The organism is Pseudoalteromonas sp. SG44-5 (assembly GCF_014164175.1).
Taxonomy (GTDB): domain Bacteria; phylum Pseudomonadota; class Gammaproteobacteria; order Enterobacterales; family Alteromonadaceae; genus Pseudoalteromonas; species Pseudoalteromonas nigrifaciens.
In genome coordinates, this window is record NZ_JACJES010000015.1 from 31,510 (window position 1) to 57,977 (window position 26,468).

A 26,468-nucleotide genomic window follows, 5' to 3' on the forward strand; every position below is an offset into this window, starting at 1 on the left:
AATCGAAATAACCGTAAAAAAGCAGCTCATTTAATAGAGTCAGCGTTAATAAAGTAAGTTACAGCTTTAGTCTATGCATTCATAGCGACAAAAAAAATTTAATCTAATAGTAAAATGTTATTTTTTAAGTAAATATAGACGCCCGTACACACAACTAAATAGTGTACGCTTAATATAAAAATATAACGTTATTTATTAATACGTGGTTTAAAGGTTATTTATTTTATGTGTGAATTGCTTGGCATGTCGGCGAATGTGCCTACAGATATTTGTTTTAGTTTTTCGGGGCTGCTGGAGCGCGGCGGTAATACTGGGCCACATAGAGATGGGTGGGGTATTACATTTTACGAAGGCAAAGGCTGCAGAACCTTTAAAGATCCGCAGCCGAGCTACCAGTCAGAAATAGCGAAGTTAGTTAAAGCATACCCGATTAAAAGTGTGTCAGTTATTAGCCATATTCGCCAAGGTAACCGCGGTAAAGTATGCCTTGAAAACACGCACCCGTTTACGCGTGAACTGTGGGGGCGCGAAATTACTTATGCGCATAACGGCCAGTTATCTAATTACCATGATTTAAAGCCTGATCATTACCGACCTGTTGGCGATACTGACAGCGAGTTGGCTTTTTGCTGGCTGCTGGATCAAATACGCACTAAGTACCCAAATAAGCCAGAGGATATGGCATCGGTATTTCGTTATGCAGCAACGCTTTCGCATACACTGCGTGAAAAGGGCGTTTTTAATATGCTGCTGACCGATGGCGTATTTGTTTTAGCTTACTGTACCAATAACTTACATTACATAACTCGCCGTGCGCCCTTTGGAAAAGCGACCTTGATTGATGCTGACATGGTGGTCGATTTTAACGAAGAAACCACGCCCAACGATATTGTTAGTGTTATAGCAACAAAACCACTGACTAACGACGAGCGCTGGAAAAAAATGCAGCCGGGTGAGTTTGTATTATTTAAGATGGGTGAATTGATTTAAGCTTGTTTTTTGCCTTTAGCGCTTAGTTGAGAGCGCTAAAAATTATTGTAGTAAAGTAGACGCGGGCTTTTATATTGAGCTGACCCAGTACATTATTTATTATCGGAATTATATTATGACTCCTAAAAAACGCCGTATTCTACAAGCTGTGTTGTATGAATTATTTGCCATTGCTTTTGTTGGCCCTATTATAAGTTTTATGTTTGATAAATCAGCCACTTCGGCGATAGGCCTCGCTTTTGTATTATCCAGCGTAGCACTTAGCTGGAACTATGTATTTAATGCGTTATTTGAGCGCTGGGAGTCCCAGCAAACAATAAAAGGTCGCTCATTCAATCGTCGCTTATTACACGGAATTGGCTTTGAAGGTGGCCTTGTTTTAATTTTAGTGCCGGTTATGGCGCTGTGGTTGAAAATTTCAGTGCTTAGTGCGTTTATAGCGAACCTTGGATTTTTTATATTCTTTTTTGTTTATGCAATTGTTTTTACATGGGCGTTCGATCGAGTTTTTGGCTTGCCAGCTTCTGCGCAGCAGCAAAGTGAAGCATAATAAAGCTTAACTTTTAGATTTAATCGCGAAAAACGTATAAAAAAAGCGCGATTTGCATCGCGCTTTATATAAACTAATAGTAATAAAGATATAAACTAATAGTAATAAAGCCATTTGTAGCTAAAAATAATTGCTTACTCTGGGCTTGTTACTTTTTTAATATCAGCAGGTGGGGCAATGACAGGTGTTGTCACGGTAAATGAGTTTATTTGCACTTCAAATTGTTCCATTCCTTTTTCACCTTTCCACATACGCACTAACATGTAATCCATTTCTGGTGCAAACCAAGCAAGTGCTTGGCGTTTGTCATTATCGTATAAGCGTTTTACTTTAATTGCTTCTACGTTGCCGATAGGTAATGAAATCATCTCTGTTGCAACAACTTCAAAATTGTAGTCGCGGCGATTACCTTTTTTATCGATTAACGGGAATGAAAAACTGGTTTCGCCTTTTTTCAAACCTTCGCGCACTTGTACCTGATACGAAATAGCATCTTGAAAGTCATCAGTCCATTCGCACTCAAGCGGGTATTCGCTGCGGCTACTGTTAACGACTTTTTTTTGTGCGTCAAAATCAATATTGTAATCTTTATCAGGACCAGTGCCGGTACGGATCATTGAATAATGATGCGGGCTCACTTTGCCATCTTTAAAGGTAAATTTAGAGGTTTCCTGGCGTGAGTCAGAAAAAATCATCCACTCAATATTGCTGTGATAGGTTAACTCGTAGTTATCGTCACTTATCTTTTTGAGTTCACGCACGGCTTCACCATGATTTTTACCTTTGCGTAAAATATCATACTTAGCTTCGTACTGTGTCAATTCGCCGGCAATAAGGCTAGTTGGAAGTAAAGTGCCCACACATAATAGCAGGGCACTTATTTTTTTATTGTGGGTACTGCGCGCCGTGTGCAGGAAGTTTTGTTTCGTCAAGAACTGCATAATCTGCTTCCATAGTTAGTCTGTGTTCACTGAACCACTTGACCACCAAAGGATAAATTATATGCTCTTGTTCGTGCACGCGTTTTGCTAATGTGTCTGCTGTATCATCCTTGAGTACAGGTACTTTTGCCTGAAGTATAACCGGACCTCCGTCTAGCTCTTCAGTTACAAAATGAACACTTACGCCATGAACATCATCATTTGCATCAATTGCTCTTTGGTGGGTATTCAGCCCCTGGTACTTAGGCAACAAAGATGGATGAATGTTCAACATTTTTCCAATATATTTTTGCACCAAGTTAGGAGTAAGAATACGCATAAACCCAGCTAATACAACTAGATTCGGTATAAAAGAGTCAATGATGCTCATTAACTGTGTATCGTAGGCCTCGCGCGAGTCAAAATCTTTATGACTCAGCACTTGTGTAGCAATGCCTGCTTGCTTAGCACGTTCAAGGCCATAAGCGTCTGCTTTGTTACTAATAACAGCCGCTATTTGCGCATTTATCTCGCCACTTTCACAGGCATCAATAATGGCTTGTAAATTAGAGCCACCGCCTGAGATTAAAACTACAAGACGAGTGGGTGCCATTACTTAGCACCACCTACAATTTCAACTTGCTCTTCGCCAGGCGCTGCGTCTTGAATTTCACCAAGGTGCCATGCGTTTTCGCCCAAGTCTTTTAGTATGCTCAAACTTTGCTCAAGTTTGTCGGCTGGAACAACTAATACCATGCCTACACCACAGTTAAATGTGCGGTACATTTCATGCGTAGTAATGTTACCGTTTTCTTGTAACCAGTTAAAAATAGGTGGCCACTGCCAGCTATCGCCTTTTACTACTGCTTTTGCAGAGGCAGGTAATACGCGTGGGATATTTTCCCAAAAGCCGCCACCGGTAATGTGCGAAAGCGCGTGTACGTCAACGTGCTTGAATAACTCAAGCAGTGGTTTAACGTAAATGCGAGTAGGTTCAAGCAATGTTTCGCCTAATGTTTTGCCTTCAAAATCAGCGCTTGTATCTGCGTTAGATACTTCAAGTACTTTGCGAATTAGTGAGAAACCATTTGAATGCGGACCACTTGAAGCAAGGGCAATAAGTTGATCGCCCGCGGCTACTTTAGTGCCATCAATAATTTTTGATTTTTCTACAACACCGGTACAAAAACCAGCCATATCGTAGTCTTCGCCGTCGTACATACCAGGCATTTCTGCGGTTTCGCCACCAATAAGGGCACAGCCAGAAATTTCACAGCCTTTACCAATGCCGGTTACTACGTCTGCGGCAGTGTCTACGTCTAGCTTACCTGTTGCATAGTAATCTAGGAAAAACAGCGGTTCAGCACCTTGAACAATTAAATCGTTTACACACATAGCGACCAAGTCGATACCTACAGTGTCGTGCTTTTTAAGATCGATAGCTAAACGTAACTTAGTACCCACACCATCAGTGCCGGCAACTAATACTGGTTGCTTATAACCTGCTGGAATTTCGCAAAGTGCGCCAAAACCACCAATACCGCCCATTACTTCAGGACGACGAGTTTTTTTAACCACACCTTTAATACGCTCAACAAGTGCATTACCAGCGTCGATATCTACGCCCGCGTCTTTATAGCTTAGAGACTGTTTTTGTTCGCTCACAGGTTTTCCTCAAAATAGTTGTTTTGGGTTGCTTAGAAACGCGCGTATTTTACAACAATTGCGTAACCGCGGCTAGCGTAAATATAGTATTGAAATAATTAACAGGACACTTGTCCGCTAATTGCTGGCTAAATAAACAAAAAAACGCCCGTAGGCGTTTTTTATTGTTTGCTGATGTTGCCGTTAACGCTATGCTTTAGCAGTTAAAATAGCACGTAGTGGTGCTGGGTAACCTTCAATGGTTTTACTGGTGTCGTTTGGATCTAAAAAGTCGACTAACGATTCGTTTTCCATCCAAGCTGTTTTGCGTTGCTCATCTAGCGTAGTAATTGCGCAGTCTTTAATTTGTACGTTTTTAAAGCCCACGCGCTCCATCCACAGTTTTAATGCCGCAGTGCTTGGAATAAACCATACATTACGCATTTTTGCATAGCGATCAGTGGGTACAAGCACTGTATTTTCGTCGCCTTCAATGACTAAGGTTTCTAGTACCAGCTCGCCACCGGGGCGCAGTTGTGCTTTTAATTGCGCTAAAAAGTCGATAGGCGAGCGGCGGTGATAAAGTACCCCCATCGAAAATACCGTATCAAATGCTTTTAACTCGGGTAGTGCCTCAACACCCAGTGGTAATAAGTGTACGTTTTCGTCGGGATTAAAGTGTTTTATAGCTTGAAACTGACACAAAAATAAGTCAGAAGGGTCAATGCCTACTACAAACTGAGCGCCTTCACCGCGCATACGCCATAAATGATAGCCCGAGCCGCAGCCAATATCTAATACTGTGCGGCCTTTGAGTGGCTCAATATGTGGAAGCAGGCGATCCCATTTCCAATCGCTGCGCCACTCTGTATCTATTTCAATACCGTGAACACTAAATGGGCCTTTGCGCCATGGCATCATGCGCTTTAACAAATGCAGGGTTTGTTTTTGCTCACCATCGGTCATTTCACCCGGAGTGCCAATTTTTACCTGAGTAGTAATATCAACATGCTGAGTTTTAACCTCAGGTAAATTTTTAAGCACTTTTTGCCACTGTGGTAAGTCGCCATGACTTGCCTCTAACTGCCAATGTTTTAATTGCGCAGGCAGAGTTTCTAGCCAGTGACTAAGTGGGCTTTGGGCAATAGCGGCGTAAAATTGGTTAAACCATTGAGACATAAATTACTTACTCTCTTTATTTAATTGCGATCATTGAGCAAAAATTAAAACATTGGTACCACGCCTGAGTTTGGCTAAAGCCAATGTCTTTTAAGCGGGTAAAGTGCGTGCTTAGCGTATCTGGGCGCATTACGTTTTCAATAGCGGTGCGCTTTTGACTTATTTCAAGCTCCGAATACCCATTATGGCGTTTAAAGTCGTGGTGTAGGTCAATTAGTAAATTATCGCACAGCTCGTTTTCGGCTTTTATTTTTTCGCTCAGCAGCAATACACCGCCGGGTTTTAAGTTGGCGTATATTTTTTCAAGCACGGCTTGGCGCTGTGCATGCGGAATAAACTGCAGCGTAAAGTTCATTGCCACCACTGAAGCATTTTGAATTTCAAGCTCGTTAATGTCGCCTAAAGTAACGGTAACCGGTACTTCTGACTTAAAGCCTTGTAAATGTACCTTACAACGCTCAACCATAGCTTGTGAATTATCGACTGCAATAATATGGCAGTTATCGGTGCGAATATTACGGCGCATACTTAATGTAACCGCGCCCAGCGAGCAGCCTAAATCGTAAAGGTTAGAGTTACTTTGCGCATACTCACCGGCAAGTTTACCCATAGTACTTACTATAGTGGCGTAACCCGGCACAGAGCGCTGGATCATATCAGGAAAAACTTCGACTACGTTTTGATCAAAACTAAAGTCTTTAACTTGTTGCTCAGAGGCATAAATACTGTCTTTAATGGTCACGAAGCCAGTCTCTTTGAAAATAATGGCGCTATTTTAACATTTTATGCTGGATAGTCAGTGATAAATTAAGTAGCTTGGCTAGAATAATGAAAAATAAGTATAAATGAGACTATTAAATGAGCAAAAGTAAAGTTATTAGCACCGATGATATATTGGCAACCCTTTGTCACTCGGTTACAGGGGTACTCACATCGGCCAGTGGCAATAGTGTTAGTTACTCCGCTATGGTGCAAAAAATTACTCGTACTTGTATGCGCCCAGATATTGGCTGTTTTGTGTTATTTGATGGTGGCTTTACTGGCCTAGTAATTACTAATTTCACATCGCAAGCGGCAATGGAAATTTATGGCGATTACATGCGTAACATGGGTATGCCCGAGGAAGAAATAGCACATAGTCATTTGTCTGACGATGTATCAAATGTGTTAGGCGAGCTAATGAACCAAATAGTTGGTGACTTTACCTCTAAAGTACGCGAGCAATTACATACCTCTATTACCCAAAATCAGCCAAAAATGATGGCAATTAATAAACAGGTACAAATTTCTGTAGATACCACAATGGATCGCCCACAAGCGCGCCGCGTAACGTTTACCACCAGTAAGCAAAATATATTTTATTTAGAGCTGGCAATGGATAAAACTGAGTTTATTAAATTACACGACTTTGACATTGTCGAAGCAATAGATCCCGACGACATCATCGAAAACGAAGCAAAACAAAAAGCAGAAAAAGCCAAGGCTAAAGCTGAAAAAGAAGCAGAAGATAGTGATGATGACGACTTTATGGCAGGGCTAGGGCTGTAAGAATAAGTTAAAATAATTATGTGGTTAAGGTCATAAAATCAGCCACGCGCAGTGTGACCTTTATTAATAACTGTTGGGTTACATGCAAACCCAACAGTTATTTAAACACAATAGCGCTATTTAGCGAATAATCATCTGTTCGCGCTCAGGGCCAACAGACACCATAGTTATTGGTACGCCCATTAACGCTTCAATTCGCTCAACGTATTGTTGCGCTGCAATTGGTAGACTGTCGAAGGTACGACAACCGGTAATGTCTTCATCCCAAGGTTGCATATTTTCATATACAGGGCTTAATGCAGCTGTTTGTGGCCAAATTGGGTTTTCGCTATGATCGCCGTCATAGGCAACACAGATTTTTAAATCTTTCATACCCGATAAACAATCAATTTTGGTTAAAGCAATTTCGGTTGCAGCTTGTAGCTCAACACCATTGCGCGTGGCAACTGCATCAAAGTAGCCCATGTCCCGTGGGCGGCCAGTTACTGCGCCATATTCGTTAGCGCTTTCACGAAAATTGTCTTGCTCTTCCATTGCAGTAACTAAAGTACCCGTACCTACTGATGAGCTAAACGACTTTGCTACCGCAACAACACGTTCAGGACGAAGCGCTGGTAAACCGCTGCCGATGCCTGCATAAGCGGCCGTTACGTTTGAAGAGGTAGTGTAAGGGTATTCGCCATAGACTAAATCGCGACCTGCACCTAACTGAGCTTCAAATAATAAATTAGCATTTTGTTTTTGTAGTGCTTTTAACGGCTCTGTTACATTACAAATAAATGCACGCCAAGGCGCGGTAACATCGAGTAACCACTGCGTCATTTCTTCAGCTGTTTGCGAAAAATCACAACTTGGATATAAGGCTTTTAGCTGTGGCATTTTCCAATCAAGCATAAATTGAATACGCTCTAGTAAAACGTCAGGCTGATTTAACCAACCCACTAAAATGCCTTTTTTCATTACTCGGTCGCCATACGCTGGCGAAATACCTTGGCGAGTCGAGCCGTAAGCAGCGTCGCCTAAACGTAATTCTTCAAGGGTGTCTTCAAGGGCATGTAAAGGCAGACATAAAGTGGCACGATCAGAAATACACAGCTTTACATTAACGCCAGCGGCTTTAACTTCGGCTATTTCTTCACTTAAGGCGCTAGGGCTTATTACCATGCCAGGGCCAAGTACCGCTATGCAATCAGGATTAAAAATACCGCTAGGTAATTGGTGTAGTTTAAAGGTGCCAAAATCATTCACAACGGTATGACCGGCGTTATTACCACCTTGAAAGCGAATGCTTGCTGATGCGTTCTCAGCTAAAAAATCTACGATGCGGCCTTTGCCTTCATCACCCCAGTTTGCACCTACAACAACAATTGACGGCATAATTTAATCTCCAAATTGAACAAGCTGATATGATATGCGGGCTGTTAAAATAAGAGAAATTAATTATAATTATGATATCAATAAGGATTCCATATGGCGTGTGCAATATTAAGGAAGTGAGATGTTAGATATTCATTGGTTAAAAACCTTTGTTACATTAGCAGAGCTAAAGCACTTTGGTAAAACGGCAAGTGCACTGCACATGACGCAACCTAATGTGAGCTTGCATATTAAGCAGTTAGAAAAAATGACGCGGGTAAAGTTAATCGAGCGTAACCCCTTTTGTTTAACCCAAGCGGGTTTGCGTTTATTACAGTCGGGGCAAAAAACCTTATGGGAATTGAAGGTATGTCAGTCTGATCTAAATGCAATAAATAACTTAAGCCAAGGCACACTCACCATTGCAGCCAGTGATATTATTTCTCGCTTGTTACTCATAGAGCCTTTTCAGCTGTTTAAAACCCAGTTCCCGGGGATTGATTTTACCTTGCTTAATACCACCTCGTCACAGGCATCGGCGCTGGTTAAAAGTGCAGAAGCCGATTTAGGCTTTGTTATTGCTCAAAAAGAAAGTGAGCCACTGCATTTTAGTGAACTCCAACAGATAAAGTGGTGTGCGCTGGGAAATAATTTAGCGTTATGGCAGCAAGCAAAAAACGATGAAAGTATGGTACTCACTGAGCCGCCAACATTAATTTTATTAGGCCACGATACCCGCACCCGAGAGTTATTAGATAATGCGCTACCGTCTTTAAATTTACCGAGTTATCGGGTTATGGAAGTGGGCAGTGTTGATGCACAAATTGATTGGGCAGAAGCTGGTTTTGGTGTGGCAATTGTTCCTGAGTTTTCGCTGCGCTCTAAAGCTAATTTAACCACCACAGTAACGGCTTTACCGCAATTCCCAACCACCAGTTTAGGTTATATAGTGCGGCAAAATCAGGTGCTATCTAAGGCAATAAAACAGTTACTACACTGGGTAAATGAAGAAATTTCGCGCACCCATTTAAAACAACCAAAATAGTCATCACTTAATATTACTACCGATTATTATATTGTTAATAAGCTAAGGGGTTTTATGCTATTTATGTGTTGTTCAGGTAATTACTTTAAGATAAAGCGCTTATGTTTTTAAGCGCTTTAGCATGCACACTTGTACGGACCCAAAATTAGATGGACTATTTTAAAAGTTTAATAACAAAATTTATAATCGCAATGCAACAGCGGCCGGGGTTATTAGCGGTAATAGCATTTTGCTCTGGTGTGGCAAGTTATGTGTTAGTTGAGCGAAAAGAATCGTTTTCGCAATTTATTGCCATATTTTTGCTAGTGAGCTGGGTATGGTTAATTATTGATAACTGGTTGCGCGATAAAGTAGAGCAAAGATTTGGTGTCGCGGTATCGCCCAACTTTATGCGCTTTGCTTTACAAATGGTGCAACAAGAAAGCCTGTTTTTTGCTTTGCCATTTTTTTTAGCGGTAACGCAGTGGGATCACCCGCAAGCTATTTTTACCGCGCTAATGATAATGTGTGCAGTCATATCGGTAATTGATCCTTTGTATTATAAAAAGTTAGCAAAAAATCGCATGTTATTTGCGGTGTTTCATAACTTTGCATTGTTTGTCGTTATATTGGTTACTTTGCCTATTTTATTTAATGTAACTACTAGCCAAAGCTTAGCAATTGCTTTGGTTACTGCTGTTATTTTTACCCTCCCCAGTTTAGGCAACTTAATGCCTAATACCCGCTGGTGGCGATTTCCTTTATTGGTAGTGATTTTGTGTATATTAAGTGCTGGCTTATGGCAACTACGTAGCTGGGTGCCGCCAGCGGCTTTGCGCTTAACCGATATTACTTTATCGCACGAGGTTGATTTAGAGCAACGCCAACCTATTGGTAATATTAAGCAATTAGACTCTTATTCACTACATCATCAGGGGTTATATACGTGGACTGCTGTTAAAGCGCCCAGAGGATTAAATGAAAAAATATTTCATGTGTGGCTATACAACAATAAAGAAGTAGATCGGATCACACTAAATATAAGTGGTGGGCGAGAGCAAGGTTATAGAGCGTGGACCCATAAAGTAAATTTCCCAACTGATTCTGTCGGTAAATGGCAGGTGCAAGTAGTAACAGAATCGGGGCAACTTATAGGTTTAACTAAATTTACAGTTTTGCCTTAATAATTAATATTATGACTTTTTGATTAAAACTTATTTTTAAAATATTTGATGTATGAAGTAAATCGTCATTTATGACTAAATCATGTTTACAGACTCTCTTTGCATACACAACAGCAAGTGTATTAATAAGCATATAGCCTTATTTTCAAGTTCAGTTAAAAGCAAGGCTTTCAATTAGGTAATACAAATCAAATTATAGTCTATATCATAGTGGATAAAACCGAATTTATCAGAGAGATTAAGAGGAAAAGCTTAAACTGCTAGCAGTAATATCTTTTGTAGGATTTCGTAATTAGGTCAAGTGAAACTTACAACTTACTAGTTTGTTTTAAACTGCGGTATACTCACGCTGAGATATTTCCATGCGTATATTCATGAAAGAAAAATAGCCCGCAATTACACGGTGCATTATTTGGGGAAAATAAATCGCTCAAATAAGAATAAAGTGATTGTATAAAAAGGAGCTTTAAAGGATGTCCAATGGTTGAAGTTTTTAAGCCTGTTTATATTAAGTCGCCAACTAAACTTTGTATATATGAACCTAAAGAAAGATCTTTAACGTTAGCTTTTTTACATAGGTGTGATCAGGCTTCGTTAAATGAAAGTTTGCCTATTTTAGTTGATCTATCTTCTTTAGAGTATTTCTCTGCAGCAGCTTCTGTATTACTGTTATCAACTATACAAAGAGCTAGATATTATGGTCCACATTCAAATAAGCATTTAAATGTGACTATACTTGAACCCCAAAAACAAAGGGTAAAAGGTTTGTTATCTATCACAGGATTAATAACAGCATTGGATGGGCACAAAGAAAATGACTTTAAAAAATTATTTTTGACCGGAAGTAATTATTTAACAGGGAATACGCCTAAAGTAGACTCTAAAAATTTATCAGATCATATCTGTAAGAAGTATAAGCTCCAAAAATTACCGAATCGACTTTCGACTGCCATAGATGAAGCTATGTTAAATGTACTTCATCATGCCTATAATAAAGATACGCATATATTTATGAAGTATCGTTGGTGGGCTTGTGCACAAATTGTAGAAGATCAATATAAAAACAAACATTTACAATGCATAATCTTAGATAGAGGTGTTGGTATTTCTAAAACTATCGCAGAAGGTTATCCTGAAAAAATAAATAATAGCCTTGATTCGAATATTATAGAGTTTGCAATGAAAGAAGGTGTCACATCAACCAGAATTGATGGGAGAGGCCAAGGTTTTGAAGATATGAAACATCCAATAAAATTAAGTTGTGAGCAGGACTTTATGTCTATATTAAGCCATAAAGGTGAAGTGAGGTTTGAACGTAATAAATCTACACCAATACAATACCCAGATACAGTATCGTCTACTATCGTTGAATGGAGTTTACAGTTTGATGAATAAAGTAATTATATTTCTAAAAAATTTTAGCAAGTCACCTTTTGGTAGATATAAGACTGATAGTAATTATAGCGGAGAGGTGTTTAGAGATAATATTTTAGTACCAGCCCTTAAGAACAATGACATCGTTGAGGTTGATTTAAATAATCTAGACGTAGAACTGGGTTCTTCTTTTTTAGAGGAAACATTTGGGGGGCTTTTAAGAACTCACATATTCTCTAAAGCAGACTTAGAACAACGGTTGATAATAACATCTGGCGACTCTTATGATAAAGAAAGAGTTATGAAGTATATTGATAAAGCAGCAATATCAACGCAAGGCTTTGCAGCGAGAAGCCATAGGTAATTTAATTTTGTTTACACTTTTAGCAACAGTCGTTGGTTGGATAGTGATATTTTCAATTTCGACAATAAATGCAACTAGAACCGAAGCCAAGGATAGTTTAAAAGAATATAACTCCTTAACAAAAGATGCAGTAGAAGAAGTATTTAAATTTTGGACTACAATAGATAAAAAGAATACCGAAGAAAAAATTTATTTGTGGATACATACAGAGCAAAGGCTTCTCATGAAGTTAAGAAATATTAGGCTCGAGCTAGCAGAGCAATATGATATGGAGTTCGGGGACGAGCGTGTTTTTAGAGAGTTTATGGGGATTGTAGAAATACCATATAGCAACATAAGTATTTTGGAATTATTACAGGATAATAAATTTCAAGCTGAAAAAACTCATAGACTAAGTCAAGCTACGATACTAGCTGAAAAACTATATAAGGGGAGTAAAGTAGCCTATTATAATGAGTATCCAAAAATGAGATTCAAGATTTCTCAAGTTATTAATATTGTCTTGTTTTCGTTAGCTTTTCTACCATTACCTTGTTTGTTTTTTTACTTTTTTTATTATCAAATAAAAGCTTTAATCAACATCTAGTGATGCTCCATATTTAATTAGCTCATTTTAAGTAAGGATTATTGCCTTGCTCTACAGCCACGCAAAAAATGCGTAAATCAAGCTCTAGCTGGTGGTAACTTGGCTCCATGTGACAACAAAGTTTATAAAAACTTTTGTTATGGTCTTTTTCTTTAAAATGAGCGAGCTCGTGTACAACTAAGGCTTTTAATAACGGCTCGGGAGCGCGCAGTAAATCACTGTTGATGGCCAAATCGTGCTTGCGAGTTTTACCTTGCATACGATAGGTGTGCGTGCCAAGTGCATTAGTGACCATGTCGCCTTGCTTTTTAAATGCGGCGCGACCAAACGGCGGGGCATTTTTTAAATACTGTTTTTTAAGCTCTGTGGCGTAGCTAAAAAGTGCTTTGTCGCTGGTAATATTATGTGCCTGCGGATACTTTTTAAGTAAGTATTTACTTACTTTATCATTACTGATTAGATTTAATACTTGCTCAACAATGTTTGCAGGGTAGCCGGTAAAATAACGTGCGTATTCACTCATGTTGCTCTCTAAGTTCTATCATTTTATTTGTTGTAAGTGGTTATTTAAAACAGTGCTTGCTGGTGGGCTTCTGCCTCGCCGCTAAATGGATTTAGTACCTTGTGGTTATAACCTAGGTCCTTACAAAACTGCCTTGCTAATAACGGTGCTTCTCGGTTGTCTGCGGTATGAAAAAATACATAGGGCGTTTTTCCTTCATCAAGCCACTGTTTTATTTTACTAAGCCAAGGCTTATAAAAGGTTTTATATTCACTTTGTAAATTAGCAATAACAAAACGTGCCATGGGTTGCTCACTTGTAGCAATAGCATGCACGGGCAGATGCGGCTTTTTTTGTTGTGCATCAATCAGCGCTTCTGTATTCGCTTTAACTGCAAATAGGGCGCGGGTATCCATGGCTATACGGTTTATGTTATTTGCCATTAATAATTGATTAAGCGCTATTTCGGCTTCACCCTTTTGAAAAAATGCCGGATGGCGAACTTCTACCCCGAAGTTTAGCTCTTTGGGTAATAGGCTAATAAATTGCGCTAACTTGGGTAAATCATTAGGGCCAAAGGCACTTGGCAGCTGCAGCATAATTTGCCCAGTTTTCTCTAAAATTGGTGCAAATAAGTTAAGCCAAGCGGTTAGCTCGTTGTGTACATTAGTCAGCTTTAGCTCATGGCTAAAGCGCCGATGAAACTTAAAGGTAAATTTAAAATCATCGGGTACACTGTTTGCCCAGCGTAAAAGAGTACTTGGGGATGGATCGGCGTAAAAGCTGGTATTTCCCTCTACAGAGTTAAAATGTTGCGCGTATTGGCTTAGCATATCGGCATTTTTACATTGGCTCGAAAATAAATTGCCTTTCCACGCATTGCTTGACCACTGTGGGCACCCAATATATAGCATACAAACTAACGCCTAATTATAAAGTAGCTATAGTGTATCAAATAATAAAATATGCTGCTTTAAATCCGATGCAAAAAACGACACCCGCCCTAGTATCTTCATATCACTTGCGTATAATACAGGGCTTAATTTGATTATTTTGAATTGCAAGCGGTGTTATTTTTATATTCGTATTTATAAAAAAGATTTACCCTACTTAAAACGAATGTTTTTTGACCGTTGCACGCCTTTTATCTGACAGGAAAACTATGCGCTCTATATACTGCGGACAGCTAAATAAAACTCACGTAGATCAAGAAGTTGAACTATGTGGCTGGATCAACAAACGACGTGACCTTGGTGGACTTATCTTTGTCGATTTACGCGATAGAGAAGGTTTAGTACAAGTTGTATTCGATTCTGACATTGAAGAGTTGATGAGTTCAGCTAACACGCTTCGCCAAGAATTTTGTGTGCAGTTAAAAGGTATTGTACGTGCACGCCCAGATAGCCAAGTAAATAAAGACATGCCTACAGGCGAAATCGAAATTTTAGGCACTGAGCTTAATATTATTAACCGCTCAGAGCCATTACCACTTGATTTTAACCAAGTGAACTCTGAAGAGCGTCGTTTAAAATACCGCTACCTAGACCTACGTCGATTAGAAATGAGCGACCGCATTAAGTTACGCGCTAAAGCAAGCAGCTTTGTACGTCGTTTTTTAGATGAAAACGGCTTTTTAGACATAGAAACACCCGTACTTACCAAAGCAACGCCAGAGGGCGCGCGCGATTACTTAGTACCGAGTCGTGTTCACAAAGGTAGTTTTTACGCATTACCGCAGTCGCCGCAGTTATTTAAGCAATTGTTGATGATGTCGGGTTTTGACCGTTACTACCAAATTGTAAAATGTTTCCGTGATGAAGATTTACGTGCCGATCGCCAACCTGAGTTTACTCAAATAGATATTGAAACCTCGTTCATGAGCTCTGATCAAGTACGTGGTATGACTGAAAAAATGATCCGCGAAATGTGGCAAACATTGCTAAATGTAGATTTAGGCGATTTTCCAATTATGCCTTACAGCGAAGCAATAAGCTTATACGGTTCAGATAAGCCTGATTTACGTAATCCAATGAAGCTTGTTGATATTGCCGATTTAGTTAAAGACGTAGAGTTTAATGTTTTCTCAGGCCCTGCAAATGACGAAAAAGGCCGTGTTGCGGTATTAACTGTACCAGGTGGTGCTAAGCTTTCGCGTAAACAACTTGACGATTACACTAAGTTTATTGGTATTTACGGCGCAAAAGGCATGGCGTGGATGAAAGTAAACGATCACACTGCGGGCGCAGAAGGCGTGCAGTCACCAGTAGCTAAGTTTTTAACTGCAGATGTAATTACTCAGTTACTTGAGCGTACTAATGCACAGTCGGGCGATATTATTTTATTTGGTGCCGATAAGCGCAACACAGTAAATGAAGCAATGGGCGCACTGCGCGTTAAAATTGGTATTGATTTAGAAATCACTAACCTTGATAGCTGGGCACCACTTTGGGTTGTAGACTTCCCAATGTTTGAAGAAGATGACGAAGGTACGCTGCACGCTGTACATCATCCATTTACTGCGCCAAAAGACATGAGCGCAAGTGAACTTGAAGCAAACCCTGCGGCTGCTATTTCAGATGCGTACGATATGGTATTAAACGGCTACGAAGTAGGTGGCGGTTCGGTACGTATTCATAATGCTGATATGCAAGAAGCTGCGTTTAGAATTTTAGGTATTAATGAGCAAGAGCAACAAGACAAGTTTGGCTTTTTGCTTGACGCACTTAAATACGGTACGCCACCACATGCTGGTTTAGCTTTTGGCCTTGACCGTTTAGCTATGTTGCTTTGTGGTACTGATAACATCCGTGACGTTATTGCGTTCCCTAAAACTACGCAGGCGTCGTGTTTATTAACTAATGCGCCAAGTAAGCCTAATGCTGATTCGTTAGCAGAACTTGCAATTAGCGTAGTAGAAAAAGCGGTACTAAGCGCAGAGTAAATTATTTTTACAGTGTTTTGTAAATATGCGTTAGATAATTAAAAATTAAACCCTTAAGTGTAGGCTTAAGGGTTTTTTTATGGTTAAATTTAGTACTGCAATAATCATACAGATGAAAAGGAATTCTTATGTCAGTTAACATCACTCTTTTTGGCGAGTTTATCGCTTTTTTTATACTTTTATTAGTGCCTATTTTTGCTTTTATTAGTTATAAATTAGGTAAACGAAAAAGTACTAATCCAGGTGTCATTGCTTTTGTTGGTGGCTGTTTATCGCTAATTTTACCTCTGGGTTTAATATTTATAGCGATACTCGCGCTGAAAAAAGATCTCCCTAAAAAAGCTCAATTTGCGCGTTAAGGTAATATTCAGACCGTGTCTATAGAAAATAATAATCACTATTTTGATCAACAATTTACAGCATTAGCACTGACAGAGCAGGTTTTTGAGAATATAGAGTTTGAAGACTGTACTTTTACAGATTGCGACTTTTCAAATGGCCAATTTAAACACTGCCGTTTTATAGAATGCAGCTTTAAAAAATGCAATTTAGCATCACTAAAATGGGGTTATAGCTCACTCGAAAATGTTGACTTTAGTCATTGTAAATTAAACAGTATACAGTGGAGTGATATAAACTGGCCGCAGCTTAGTGTTAATGCTGCTGTGAGTTTTAGTCACTGTGAGCTTAGCCACAGTTCCTTTTTTGAACTAACTCTAAAAGCACTTAAACTAATAGATTGCTTTGCAAAAAATGTAGACTTTAGGCACGCAAATTTAGCTAAGAGTAAATTTAGCGGTACTGATTTTCGTGATAGCGAGTTTTTTCAAACTAATTTAAGCCAGTGCGACTTTGTTGGTGCCACGCAATTTAATATCGATTTAAATAGCAACCAAATAACCAAGGCTAAATTTGAGCGTTTTGAAGCGTTGAATTTACTCAGCGGATTAGGTGTGGAGCTGGTGGATTAGCCGTTATTACACGGCTAATTAAGCTTTTTTAACAGCTAGGGCCATTTTTATTACGTGCACTTGCAAGCACTCTGGCTATTTCAAGCAACGCTGGCGAAATATCGGTTGCGCCATCTTTAATTAGCTTAGTTACATCACCCGACGAATATAAGCTATCGCGAGACGATTTAATGCCTAAACCACGTACATAGTCTTTGGTTTTACCCGTGCTGCCGGTTTCAATAAACTTAAAAATAATGCGTTCGTTATCACTTTTAGGTTCCGCTTTTAATACTTCAATTTCGTCTTTATAGGCTTCGATTCGGCTTTGTAAAATTTCAATTCGTTCTGCAATGGTGTTATATGATTTCATGGATGGATTCTTTTGCTAAAAATATTGGAACAATGACGGTTATTATCGCACACATTTAAAATAATTAATTATTTAGCTTAACAAGATGAAAAAATAGCGCAGCTTTAACTGCGCTATTTTATATACAGAATTAAAATTATTATACGTTACTCTACCAATTCACTTATCACCAGTGGGTTATTGTGCAGGGTTTTATGCACTGGGCATTTATTAGCTATTTCGAGTAAGCGCGCGCGTTGCTCGGGGGTTAAATCGCCCGTTAAGGTGATTTTACGCGTAATAGCTTCAACACCTTGGGTTTGCTCTGCGTCACCGTCTTGTTTTTTATAATCGCGAGTGTGCTCAAGCTCAACTTTGACATGCTCCAACGGTAATTTTTTATGGCTCGCATACATGCGCAGTGTCATAGAGGTACACGCGCCAAGCCCCGCGAGTAAATGCTCATACGGATCTGGGCCTAAGTTATGGCCACCTGCTTTTAGTGGCTCATCGGCAAGCCAGGTATGCTCTTTGGTGCTTACGTGCTGAGTAAATACATGGTCTTTTTCTTCTACTAATACGCTGCCATTATTTAATTTAGCCGTATATTTAGTTTTATCGTAATTTACATAACGATTAGCCCAGGTGGCAATAATATCTGCTGCGTAGTCGGCATCGTTTTTATTAGTAAGTAAGTGATCGGCGTTATCTAGGCTAATAAAGCTTTTAGGGTGCTTAGCTGATGCGTAAATTTTTTCGGCTTCGCTAATATTTACAGTCGCGTCAATAGGGGAGTGCATTACTAATAATGCGCGCTTAAGTTTACTTATGTGGCTTTTATCGTACTTAGCTATATCGTCTATAAATTGTTTTTTAATAGTGAACTCGCGGCCCGCTAAATTTACTTTAGCTTCGCCAGCTGCGTTAATTTCATCTAGGTGGGCTTTAAAGTTGTGTGCTACGTGTTGTGCATCTGACGGCGCACCTATGGTAGTAATTGCCGATACTTCTGGTATGTGCTCTGCAGCGGCCAGCACTGCTGCTCCACCTAAGCTGTGGCCTATAAGTAGCTGCGGCGCACCAAAATGTTCACGCAGGTGATTAGCGGCCGCTACTAAGTCTTGAATATTAGATGAGAAATTACTATTGGCAAAGTCGCCATCGCTATTACCTAAGCCGGTAAAATCAAATCGTAATACTGCAATCCCTTGTTGTGTGAGTGCACGGCTGATACGTGTTGCCGCCGCTATATCTTTGCCACAGGTAAAACAGTGTGCGAATAGGGCGTAAAATTTAATTTCACCAGAGGGCAGTTCAAGTTGTCCTGCCAATTTTAAATCACCACTTTTAAAAGATACTTTTTGTCGCATGAGAAGCCTTAATACTTAAATTTAAGTACAAAATAATAAACATTACTATCATAGTTCAGAGATAGGTGCGAAGTGATGTTATTTCAATCTTTATTTATAATTTGATTAAGATCAACTCGATTGCTCACCTAGCCAAGGTGCGGACATATGTCCTTATGATTTTAGGGCTGTTTGTCTATCCTCACGGTGGTAATAATACAGGCTTTGCTGCTTAAATAGAGTAATCTACCTCTATAATGTAAATGATCTCTCACAACCTATTCACTGGAATGTACAATGCAATTACCTACTGTTGATTATAAAGCGGACAATGCGGCTGCTCAATTTGTTGAATCATTAAGAAATACCGGCTTTGGGGTATTAAAAAACCATCCAATTCCGCAATCTTTAGTTGAGTCTATTTATAAAAATTGGCAAGACTTTTTTAACTCAGATCAAAAGCAGGACTTTTTATTTTCTAAAGACACCCAAGATGGCTATTTTCCGCCTTCGGTATCTGAAGTGGCAAAAGGCTGTAAAGTTAAAGACATTAAAGAGTATTTCCATGTTTATCCTAAAGGCCGTGTACCTGCCCAGTTAGAAGCAGACATACGTGAGTACTATCGTTTAGCTAATGAGTTTGCAGCAACGCTTTTAAGTTGGGTACAAGCAGAAGCACCAGCAGATGTGCGTGCTAAATTTTCGATTGACTTAAAAGATATGATTGCTAATTCTGAGCAAACATTGCTGCGTATTTTACATTACCCACCAATGACCGGCGATGAAGAGCCTGGTGCTATTCGTGCAGCTGCGCATGGCGATATTAACTTGCTAACAGTATTACCTGCTTCTAATGAACCGGGTTTACAAGTTAAAAATACCGAAGGCGGTTGGTTAGATGTTCCTTCTGATTTTGGTTGCTTGATCATTAATATTGGTGACATGCTACAAGAAGCGTCGGGTGGTTATTTCCCTTCAACAATTCATCGGGTAATTAACCCAACAGGTAAAGCGTCTAGTAAGTCGCGTATTTCATTACCACTATTTTTACACCCTCGCCCAGATGTGGTGTTATCAGAGCGCTATACTGCTGATAGTTACTTGCAAGAGCGTTTACGTGAGCTTGGCGTTAAGTAACTAGTAAATATCGCGATATAAAAAAACGGCTTTTTAGCCGTTTTTTGCGTTTTATAACTGCGGGTAGCGCTGCTGCATAATGTTGAGTGACCTTGTAATAATCTGCGCGAGTATCGTTAAATCCACTTTAGCTAGGTTTGTAATATATAAACAGCTTTTACCTAAACTGTGCTTTCCTAACTGGTTAAGTAGGGTTTTAATCGTCTCATCTTCAAAGCCGGGCATTATATAAATACACAGCTTGGTTTTACGCGGGGAAAAGCCAGTGAGTGGCCATTTTTCACTGCTGCCAGAGTTATGTTTATAGGTGTAGTGGCCAAAGCCAATAATATCCTTACCCCATACAACGGCTTGCTCATTAGTGACTTTTGTAAATAGGGCGAGTAATGTTTTCGCCTCATCTTCCCGCTTAGTCTCTACATTATGTAAACACTCAACTAAAGTTATTTGGTTTGCTTGGGTTTTTAAGCTCATAAGTAACTCTTTAATTTATTTTTAGCGGTAGTTAATAGTAGCAAAAAATGAGTACTAAAAGTTGGATGTGAATATTTTTATGCAATATTGCAGGTTATAGGTATAATGCGCGCAACTGGCTAGTTTAGCCTTATTTAAAAGAGAGTTTATATGAGTTTTGAAGGTTTAGGTTTATCACAGTCTTTAGTTAATGCGGTTTTAGAGAAGGGCTATGAAACGCCAACGCCAATTCAGGCTCAAGCAATTCCGGCGATTATTGAGCGTCGTGATGTGATGGCAGCAGCGCAAACAGGCACAGGTAAAACAGCGGGTTTTACACTGCCACTTATTGAGCGTTTGTCTAGCGGTCCTAAAGCTAAAAGTAACCATGTGCGTGCACTTATTTTAACGCCAACACGTGAGCTTGCTTTGCAAGTTAGTGAAAATGTTGAAGAGTACGCAAAGCATTCAAATGTAAGCTCGTTTGTAGTTTACGGTGGCGTTAAAATTAACCCACAAATGCAGCGTTTGCGCAAAGGGGTTGATATTTTAGTGGCAACTCCGGGGCGCCTAATCGATTTACATAATCAAAATGCGGTTAAGTTTGATAGTGTTGAAGTATTAGTTCTTGACGAAGCTGATCGCATGCTCGACATGGGCTTTATTCATGATATTAAACGCCTGATTGCAAAAATGCCTGCAAAACGTCAAAACTTAATGTTTTCGGCAACCTTTTCTGACGAAATTCGTGCACTGGCAAAAGGGTTGATAAACGATCCGGTTGAAATTTCTGTTGCTGCAAAAAACACCACAGCTAAAAGCGTTACTCAGTGTGTTTACGCGGTAGATAAACCACGTAAAACAGCGTTATTAAGCCACCTAATTCGTACTAACGATTGGCAGCAAGTATTAGTATTTAGCCGTACTAAGCACGGCGCAAACCGCTTAGTTAAACAACTAGAGCGCGATGATATTGTTGGCGCGGCTATTCATGGCAATAAATCGCAAGGCGCACGTGTTAAAGCCCTTGATGGCTTTAAAAGCGGTGAAGTACGTGTGTTAGTTGCAACCGATATTGTTGCCCGTGGTTTAGATATTGTGGAGCTTCCACACGTTGTTAACTACGACTTACCAAACGTATACGAAGATTATGTGCATCGAATTGGCCGTACTGGCCGCGCCGGTGCATCGGGCCATGCAATTTCGTTTGTAACCACGGAAGATGCAGTGGATTTATACGGCATTGAACGCTTTATTGGTGAGCTTATTCCTCGTGCTACCGAAGAAGGTTTTGAGCCGGTTAACCCAGTACCAGAGCGCGACTTAGATGCGCGTCCAATCGCTCCTAAAAAAGCTAAAAAGACCAATCAGCCATTTAATAAGCCTAAATCTGACAGCAGCAAGCCAAATAATAAAAAGCCTAATAATGGCGGAAACGGTACGGGTGCGCGCAGAGGCGGTTCTAAAAAGCCAGTAGCTAAAACGGATGATAAAGCGCAAAGCCCATGGGCAAAACGCGAATCTGTTGGTGGTAATACTCAGCGCCGTCGTCGTCCAAGTAACAACGATTAATAATACTTTTAAACGCTGAGACAAAAAACGCGCTTACTTGCTTTACAAGTAGCGCGTTTTTTAATGGGGATTTTTTAGTGTGTATGCTTTGCTATTATTACAGGCTAGCTGATTAAGTAATTAATTCCTAATCCTACAAATAAGGTAACACTTACGCTAAGTAGTGTGCCTAGCATTACATATTCGGTGAGCTTTTTATCTTTACTGGCACTTAAATCGCCAAATCTAAATACAGATTTAGCGGCAATTAAAAACCCTAGCCCTGCAAACTGATCTAATAAGATAAACGTCAGCATCAGTACTCTTTCAAGCATGCCAATACTTTGTCCAGCTAAGGGCAGGCTACCATCACTTGAAAAGTGGTTGGTTATACGCTCTAACATCATTCTTATAAATACGGCACTGGGATTTAAAATAATGAGGTAACCAGCTATAGCCCACAGCGCTTTTGAGTTGCTTAATAGCGCCATTACACTGTTAGTAAACTGCAGATTGTCAGTTAGCCAAATACTTATCGCAATAATAATGATGATATGTGCAATTTGGTCGAATAAAAAAGGCACTACGCCTTTATTAGAGTACGATTTTGCAATATCAATAAAGTAGTGGCTAATCACGATAATACTGGTGGCAAGAAATACGCTACTCAGTTGTTGCCAGCCAAAGGTATACTCCCAAAGCGTAATAATTAGTGCGCTAGTCACGCCGTGAACTAATACATGGTAGTAAAGTTTTTTTGCTTTAAAGTGGCGGGTGTTTCTGTCGTTTACCCAGCTCATGGGTTGCCAGTAAAAATCGGCGAGTAGGTGGCCAATAATAAGGGCAACGAGTAAGAGTGAAAATGCCATTATTTACTTCCTGCGATTATTTTTTGGATACATTGCTGAGTGTATTTAATAAAACGCTCTATTAGTTGGTAATGCGCTAAATTAAGCAGTTTAGTAACATTCTCCCGGCTTGTTTTTAGCTCTTTAGCTACAGCGGCATGGCTGTTGTCGGCTTTAGTTAAGTACACATACAAGGCATTGGCCTGCTTTAGCGTAATTTTAGTGAGTAACACATCTACAAAGGCTAGATTAAGGCTTAAGCTCTCATCGAGTTGTTGCTCTGCAATATTTATAATAAAGCGTTGATTGGCTATTTTATCTAGCCCTTGCCCAGAGAGGGTAAAGGCAGAGCCGGTTGCGGTTTTTATATCGCTGCGCGGATTATCTATTTTCCCTAAAGCCATACTTTGGCGTAGTTCATACCCCGATGCTTTTAAGTGTAAATACACTAAAATAGCGGTTTTAAATAATTGCTCTGGGTTGTTTAACTGTAATTGAAAGGCATCGCCTCGGTATATATTCCAATGAGTGCGCTGTGTGGTAATACTTCTTAGGCTTTGCTCTAGCTGATAAAGCATGGCATCGTACTGCTGCTGAGGAATAGTTTGCGATTTAATAATGTCGCCGCTGATCACACCAATCATATGAGCCTCGAAATAGTTACTTTTTAAAATGTAACCTAAATTGGTTACATGGAGTTAAGTAACCAATTTAGGTTACTTAAATAAAAAATGCAAGGTACACTTATTTTAATAGCACCACGCCATTACTATAAATCCTGATTAGGAAATTAAATGACTTCACAACACGAGCTGCAAAATACCAAACCCCGTGTAGGTATTTTTGTTGATGTACAAAATATTTATTACACTTGCCGTGAAAGTTACGGAAAAAACTTTGATTACAACGCATTTTGGCGAGTTATGGCGCAGCAATATAATATTGAATGTGCGTTTGCTTATGCAATTTACCGAGGGGATGAAAAACAAAGCCAGTTTCAAAATATTTTGCGTGCAATTGGTTTTGAGGTAAAACTTAAGCCATTTATTCAACGCCGCGATGGCAGTGCCAAAGGCGACTGGGATGTGGGTATAACCATTGATATGCTTGAGCATGGTAAAAACCTTGATAAAGTTATTTTACTCTCTGGTGATGGCGACTTTGCTTTATTGTTGGGGCATTTAAAAAGCCAATATAATGTTCCGTGTGATGTATATGGCGCTGATAGGTTAACCGCAGAGGCATTAAAACAAAGTGCTGAGCAATTTCATTTAATCGACAATACATTTTTGCTTTAAATCAAGGTTTACTAAATAGCCAAAAAATAACACTCACATAGGCTATTAGCCCCTGCAACATGAGACTTTTTAATACTGCAGTGTTATATAGCAATTAAGCCTATTTTAGGCTTTTTTTATCGCGCTAATAAATTGGGTTTACTAAAGGGTTATGGTAATTTTAAAACATAACGTGTACCTAAGGATTTAAATGCTTCATTACAGCAACATGCCACTAGACAGAGGCTCAAATTTTCGTAACGACCCAGCATGGCTTAAAGCGCATATGTCGGCGCAAAGTAAGTGGGTTTTAGTTAAAAATAATCAAACCTTATTTATTAAAGATACCCCAAAAGTTAGTTATTTATCGTATCAACAGGTTGCCCATTTAGATTTAACTAATGCTATTTTTGTTGGTTTAAACAATGCAAAAGATGGGGTGTTTGCTCTTGATGTATCTAAGCTAGATACCAGCATACTTGATCCTTTAATTGACAGCGCACAGTTTGTTGACATACGCCAATACGGCCCTCAAGTAACCATTAAATACGCTTCAATAGCGGCACTTGCACGCGGCTTATGTTATTGGCATGCAACTCATAGTTTTTGTGGACGTTGCGGCAGTAAAAATCATTTAGTAGAAGCCGGGCATTCGCGAGTATGCGAAAATGAAAACTGTAAACACCCTACTTTTCCGCGCACTGATCCTGCAGTAATTATGGTGGTTACTAAAGTGTTTGCCGATGGGGTAGAGCGCTGTTTACTAGGTCGTCAAGCTGCGTGGGCGAGCGGTATGTATTCGTCGTTAGCGGGCTTTGTTGATCCCGGTGAAACACTCGAGCAAGCAGTTGCTCGTGAGGTAAAAGAAGAGGCGGGTATTGAAGTAAATAATGTACGTTATGTTGCATCACAACCTTGGCCGTTTCCTTCATCAATAATGCTGGGCTTTTTTGCCGAAGCGGTTACAGAAGATATTAATGTTGATAAAAACGAACTTGACGATGCTAAGTGGTTTAGTCGTGAAGAGTTACGCCAATTTGGTAATTGGCATGACGAAGGGGAGCATTTAAAGCTTCCCAGAACAGATTCTATTTCTCGCTATTTAATTGAGTACTGGCTAAATAATAAGGATTAAGCATGACGAGCAAAAGCAATAAAAATACCCAACTTGTTACATCAGGACGTAAAAAAGCCTATACCCACGGTGTAGTTAATCCGGTTGTGCAACGTGCATCAACCATAGTATTTGACTCAGTAGCAGAATTAAAAAAAGCCGCTAAAACATGTGGTGACAAAACCTTATTTTATGGCCGTAGAGGCACAACTACCCACTTTGCGCTGCAAGAGGCGATAACTGAGCTTGAGGGCGGCGAAGGGTGTGTACTTTATCCGTGTGGCGCAGCTGCAATTAGCCAAACTTTGCTGTCGTTTTTAAAAACCGGCGACCATATTTTAATGGTTGATAATGTATACGAACCTACTCGTGATTTTTGCGATAAAATTCTAGCCGGCCTGGGTATTAGCACTACGTATTACCCACCTACTATAGGCGCGGGAATTAAAGACTACATTAAAGCAAACACCAAGGTATTGTTTTTGGAATCGCCGGGCTCTATTACCATGGAAATTCAAGATGTACCGGCTATGGTAAAAGTAGCAAACGAGCACCACATAATGACCATGCTTGATAATACCTATGGCAACGGTTTGCATTATCGTCCGCTTGAGCACGGTGTTGATATTAGTATTCAAGCAGCTACTAAATATATAGTAGGCCATTCTGATGTAATGATGGGCGTGGCTGTTGCTAATAAAAAGTATTGGCTAACTTTGCGCGAAAACTCCTATTTACTCGGGCAATGCACTAGCGCAGACGATGCATATTTAGCACTTAGGGGCTTACGCACTATGGCTGTGCGTTTAAATCAACACGAAAAAGCAGCAATAGAAGTGGCTACATGGCTTGAGCAACATGAGCTTGTTGATCATATTCGCCACCCAGCATTTGCTACTTGCCCGGGGCATGAATTTTTTAAACGTGACTTTGATGGCAGTAATGGTTTGTTCTCAATAGTAATGAAAGCAGGGGATCAGGCTGCCATAGATGCGTTTTTAGATAGCCTACACTATTTTAAAATGGGTTTTTCGTGGGGCGGCTTTGAAAGCTTAGTAACCGCTAATTTAACCATGAAAGGACTGCGTTCGGATACAGGTTGGGATTTAGGGCCCGTTATTCGTTTGCATATAGGCCTTGAAGATGTAGACGATTTAATCAACGACTTAAGCCAAGCACTTGAGGTTTATAAGCAGCATTTATAATTTTTAATGTAATTTATGCTGTTAGATTAAAATGTATTGTTACAAAGCTCACCATTAGTGAGCTTTTTTT

At 39.7% G+C, this 26,468-nt stretch carries 29 protein-coding genes; 16 read left to right on the forward strand and 13 right to left on the reverse strand.

Annotation, left to right across the window (positions count from 1 at the left end; genetic code table 11):
• Positions 1-225: 225 nt before the first annotated feature.
• Together H5079_RS13580 and H5079_RS13585 are read left to right on the forward strand one after the other, a co-directional pair.
• Entirely contained in the window at positions 226-990 is a 765-nt protein-coding gene (locus H5079_RS13580; protein ID WP_011328617.1) for a class II glutamine amidotransferase, read from the forward strand.
• A gap of 115 nt (positions 991-1,105) precedes the next feature.
• Positions 1,106-1,540, forward strand: a complete 435-nt coding sequence (locus tag H5079_RS13585) for a PACE efflux transporter (RefSeq protein ID WP_011328616.1) — start codon at positions 1,106-1,108, stop codon at positions 1,538-1,540.
• Between the two features lie 134 nt (positions 1,541-1,674).
• On the opposite strand, the gene H5079_RS13590 is transcribed toward H5079_RS13585, so the two are convergent.
• The 5 genes from H5079_RS13590 to cmoA form a co-directional block, all read right to left on the reverse strand.
• Positions 1,675-2,481, reverse strand: coding sequence for a DUF3108 domain-containing protein (locus H5079_RS13590; RefSeq protein WP_080516814.1), 807 nt, complete (start codon positions 2,479-2,481; stop codon positions 1,675-1,677).
• Entirely contained in the window at positions 2,426-3,073 is a 648-nt protein-coding gene (gene purN, locus H5079_RS13595) for a phosphoribosylglycinamide formyltransferase (RefSeq protein WP_011328614.1), read from the reverse strand. The genes H5079_RS13590 and purN overlap by 56 nt, the downstream gene beginning before the upstream one ends.
• On the reverse strand, positions 3,073-4,125 hold the full coding sequence (gene purM, locus H5079_RS13600) for a phosphoribosylformylglycinamidine cyclo-ligase (RefSeq protein ID WP_182684283.1): 1,053 nt from the start codon (positions 4,123-4,125) through the stop codon (positions 3,073-3,075). Before purM ends, purN begins: the two co-directional genes overlap by 1 nt.
• A 189-nt stretch (positions 4,126-4,314) precedes the next feature.
• Positions 4,315-5,283 carry a tRNA 5-methoxyuridine(34)/uridine 5-oxyacetic acid(34) synthase CmoB gene (cmoB, locus tag H5079_RS13605; RefSeq protein WP_182678564.1) on the reverse strand — a complete coding sequence of 323 codons (969 nt, stop codon included), beginning with the start codon at positions 5,281-5,283 and terminating at the stop codon, positions 4,315-4,317.
• A 16-nt stretch (positions 5,284-5,299) separates the two neighbouring features.
• Entirely contained in the window at positions 5,300-6,025 is a 726-nt protein-coding gene (gene cmoA / locus H5079_RS13610) for a carboxy-S-adenosyl-L-methionine synthase CmoA (protein ID WP_011328611.1), read from the reverse strand.
• A gap of 116 nt (positions 6,026-6,141) precedes the next feature.
• Here cmoA and H5079_RS13615 point away from each other — a divergent pair, with 116 nt between their 5' ends.
• Positions 6,142-6,831, forward strand: a complete 690-nt coding sequence (locus H5079_RS13615; protein ID WP_011328610.1) for a DUF3334 family protein — start codon at positions 6,142-6,144, stop codon at positions 6,829-6,831.
• A 120-nt stretch (positions 6,832-6,951) separates the two neighbouring features.
• Here H5079_RS13615 and H5079_RS13620 read toward each other — a convergent pair whose 3' ends face one another.
• Positions 6,952-8,208: an adenylosuccinate synthase gene (locus H5079_RS13620; RefSeq protein ID WP_011328609.1), complete on the reverse strand. Its 1,257-nt coding sequence runs from the start codon at positions 8,206-8,208 to the stop codon at positions 6,952-6,954.
• Positions 8,209-8,329: 121 nt separating this feature from the next.
• Between H5079_RS13620 and H5079_RS13625 the strand changes: the two genes are divergently transcribed.
• From H5079_RS13625 to H5079_RS13645, 5 genes are all read left to right on the forward strand, one after another.
• Positions 8,330-9,232 carry a LysR family transcriptional regulator gene (locus tag H5079_RS13625; RefSeq protein ID WP_011328608.1) on the forward strand — a complete coding sequence of 301 codons (903 nt, stop codon included), beginning with the start codon at positions 8,330-8,332 and terminating at the stop codon, positions 9,230-9,232.
• Between the two features lie 149 nt (positions 9,233-9,381).
• Positions 9,382-10,395, forward strand: a complete 1,014-nt coding sequence (locus tag H5079_RS13630) for a DUF5924 family protein (protein ID WP_089368522.1) — start codon at positions 9,382-9,384, stop codon at positions 10,393-10,395.
• A gap of 480 nt (positions 10,396-10,875) precedes the next feature.
• Entirely contained in the window at positions 10,876-11,790 is a 915-nt protein-coding gene (locus H5079_RS13635) for a hypothetical protein (protein WP_182684284.1), read from the forward strand.
• Entirely contained in the window at positions 11,783-12,133 is a 351-nt protein-coding gene (locus tag H5079_RS13640) for an STAS-like domain-containing protein (RefSeq protein ID WP_182684285.1), read from the forward strand. The genes H5079_RS13635 and H5079_RS13640 overlap by 8 nt, the downstream gene beginning before the upstream one ends.
• Positions 12,081-12,719, forward strand: a complete 639-nt coding sequence (locus tag H5079_RS13645) for a hypothetical protein (protein ID WP_182684286.1) — start codon at positions 12,081-12,083, stop codon at positions 12,717-12,719. Before H5079_RS13640 ends, H5079_RS13645 begins: the two co-directional genes overlap by 53 nt.
• 22 nt (positions 12,720-12,741) lie before the next feature.
• Here the strand turns inward: H5079_RS13645 and H5079_RS13650 are convergent, their stop codons facing one another.
• Together H5079_RS13650 and H5079_RS13655 are read right to left on the reverse strand one after the other, a co-directional pair.
• Entirely contained in the window at positions 12,742-13,242 is a 501-nt protein-coding gene (locus H5079_RS13650) for a M48 family metallopeptidase (protein ID WP_182684287.1), read from the reverse strand.
• A gap of 44 nt (positions 13,243-13,286) precedes the next feature.
• Positions 13,287-14,135: a DUF72 domain-containing protein gene (locus H5079_RS13655; protein WP_182684288.1), complete on the reverse strand. Its 849-nt coding sequence runs from the start codon at positions 14,133-14,135 to the stop codon at positions 13,287-13,289.
• 248 nt (positions 14,136-14,383) lie between these two features.
• Between H5079_RS13655 and aspS the strand changes: the two genes are divergently transcribed.
• The 3 genes from aspS (at position 14,384) to H5079_RS13670 (ending at position 17,133) form a co-directional block, all read left to right on the forward strand.
• Complete coding sequence (gene aspS / locus H5079_RS13660) at positions 14,384-16,162, forward strand: aspartate--tRNA ligase (protein WP_182684289.1); 1,779 nt, start codon at positions 14,384-14,386, stop codon at positions 16,160-16,162.
• Between the two features lie 128 nt (positions 16,163-16,290).
• Positions 16,291-16,521, forward strand: a complete 231-nt coding sequence (locus H5079_RS13665) for a hypothetical protein (protein WP_011328602.1) — start codon at positions 16,291-16,293, stop codon at positions 16,519-16,521.
• A 15-nt stretch (positions 16,522-16,536) separates the two neighbouring features.
• Entirely contained in the window at positions 16,537-17,133 is a 597-nt protein-coding gene (locus H5079_RS13670; protein ID WP_182684290.1) for a pentapeptide repeat-containing protein, read from the forward strand.
• A 28-nt stretch (positions 17,134-17,161) separates the two neighbouring features.
• Here the strand turns inward: H5079_RS13670 and H5079_RS13675 are convergent, their stop codons facing one another.
• Positions 17,162-17,485 (reverse strand): hypothetical protein, encoded by a 324-nt coding sequence (locus H5079_RS13675; RefSeq protein ID WP_011328600.1) that lies wholly within the window; start codon positions 17,483-17,485, stop codon positions 17,162-17,164.
• 146 nt (positions 17,486-17,631) lie between these two features.
• Positions 17,632-18,834: a bifunctional alpha/beta hydrolase/OsmC family protein gene (locus H5079_RS13680; RefSeq protein ID WP_086999221.1), complete on the reverse strand. Its 1,203-nt coding sequence runs from the start codon at positions 18,832-18,834 to the stop codon at positions 17,632-17,634.
• 276 nt (positions 18,835-19,110) lie between these two features.
• Here H5079_RS13680 and H5079_RS13685 point away from each other — a divergent pair, with 276 nt between their 5' ends.
• Positions 19,111-19,950, forward strand: a complete 840-nt coding sequence (locus tag H5079_RS13685) for an isopenicillin N synthase family oxygenase (RefSeq protein WP_058373708.1) — start codon at positions 19,111-19,113, stop codon at positions 19,948-19,950.
• A 51-nt stretch (positions 19,951-20,001) separates the two neighbouring features.
• Here the strand turns inward: H5079_RS13685 and H5079_RS13690 are convergent, their stop codons facing one another.
• The gene (locus tag H5079_RS13690) at positions 20,002-20,424 is read right to left on the reverse strand and encodes a DUF1801 domain-containing protein (RefSeq protein WP_011328597.1); all 423 of its coding nucleotides are present in this window, start codon (positions 20,422-20,424) and stop codon (positions 20,002-20,004) included.
• A gap of 150 nt (positions 20,425-20,574) precedes the next feature.
• Between H5079_RS13690 and H5079_RS13695 the strand changes: the two genes are divergently transcribed.
• On the forward strand, positions 20,575-21,975 hold the full coding sequence (locus tag H5079_RS13695; protein WP_011328596.1) for a DEAD/DEAH box helicase: 1,401 nt from the start codon (positions 20,575-20,577) through the stop codon (positions 21,973-21,975).
• 104 nt (positions 21,976-22,079) lie between these two features.
• On the opposite strand, the gene H5079_RS13700 is transcribed toward H5079_RS13695, so the two are convergent.
• Both H5079_RS13700 and H5079_RS13705 read right to left on the reverse strand, forming a co-directional pair.
• Complete coding sequence (locus H5079_RS13700; protein ID WP_182684291.1) at positions 22,080-22,823, reverse strand: DUF3307 domain-containing protein; 744 nt, start codon at positions 22,821-22,823, stop codon at positions 22,080-22,082.
• Positions 22,823-23,446, reverse strand: a complete 624-nt coding sequence (locus tag H5079_RS13705) for a hypothetical protein (RefSeq protein ID WP_041454486.1) — start codon at positions 23,444-23,446, stop codon at positions 22,823-22,825. The genes H5079_RS13700 and H5079_RS13705 overlap by 1 nt, the downstream gene beginning before the upstream one ends.
• 150 nt (positions 23,447-23,596) lie before the next feature.
• On the opposite strand from H5079_RS13705, the gene H5079_RS13710 reads away from it, so the two are divergent.
• The 3 genes from H5079_RS13710 to H5079_RS13720 all read left to right on the forward strand — a co-directional run bounded on the left by H5079_RS13710 (position 23,597) and on the right by H5079_RS13720 (position 26,398).
• On the forward strand, positions 23,597-24,100 hold the full coding sequence (locus H5079_RS13710; RefSeq protein WP_086999215.1) for an NYN domain-containing protein: 504 nt from the start codon (positions 23,597-23,599) through the stop codon (positions 24,098-24,100).
• 190 nt (positions 24,101-24,290) lie between these two features.
• Positions 24,291-25,214, forward strand: coding sequence for an NAD(+) diphosphatase (gene nudC, locus H5079_RS13715; RefSeq protein ID WP_182684292.1), 924 nt, complete (start codon positions 24,291-24,293; stop codon positions 25,212-25,214).
• Positions 25,215-25,216: 2 nt separating this feature from the next.
• Positions 25,217-26,398, forward strand: a complete 1,182-nt coding sequence (locus tag H5079_RS13720) for a cystathionine beta-lyase (protein WP_179808246.1) — start codon at positions 25,217-25,219, stop codon at positions 26,396-26,398.
• Positions 26,399-26,468: the final 70 nt, after the last annotated feature.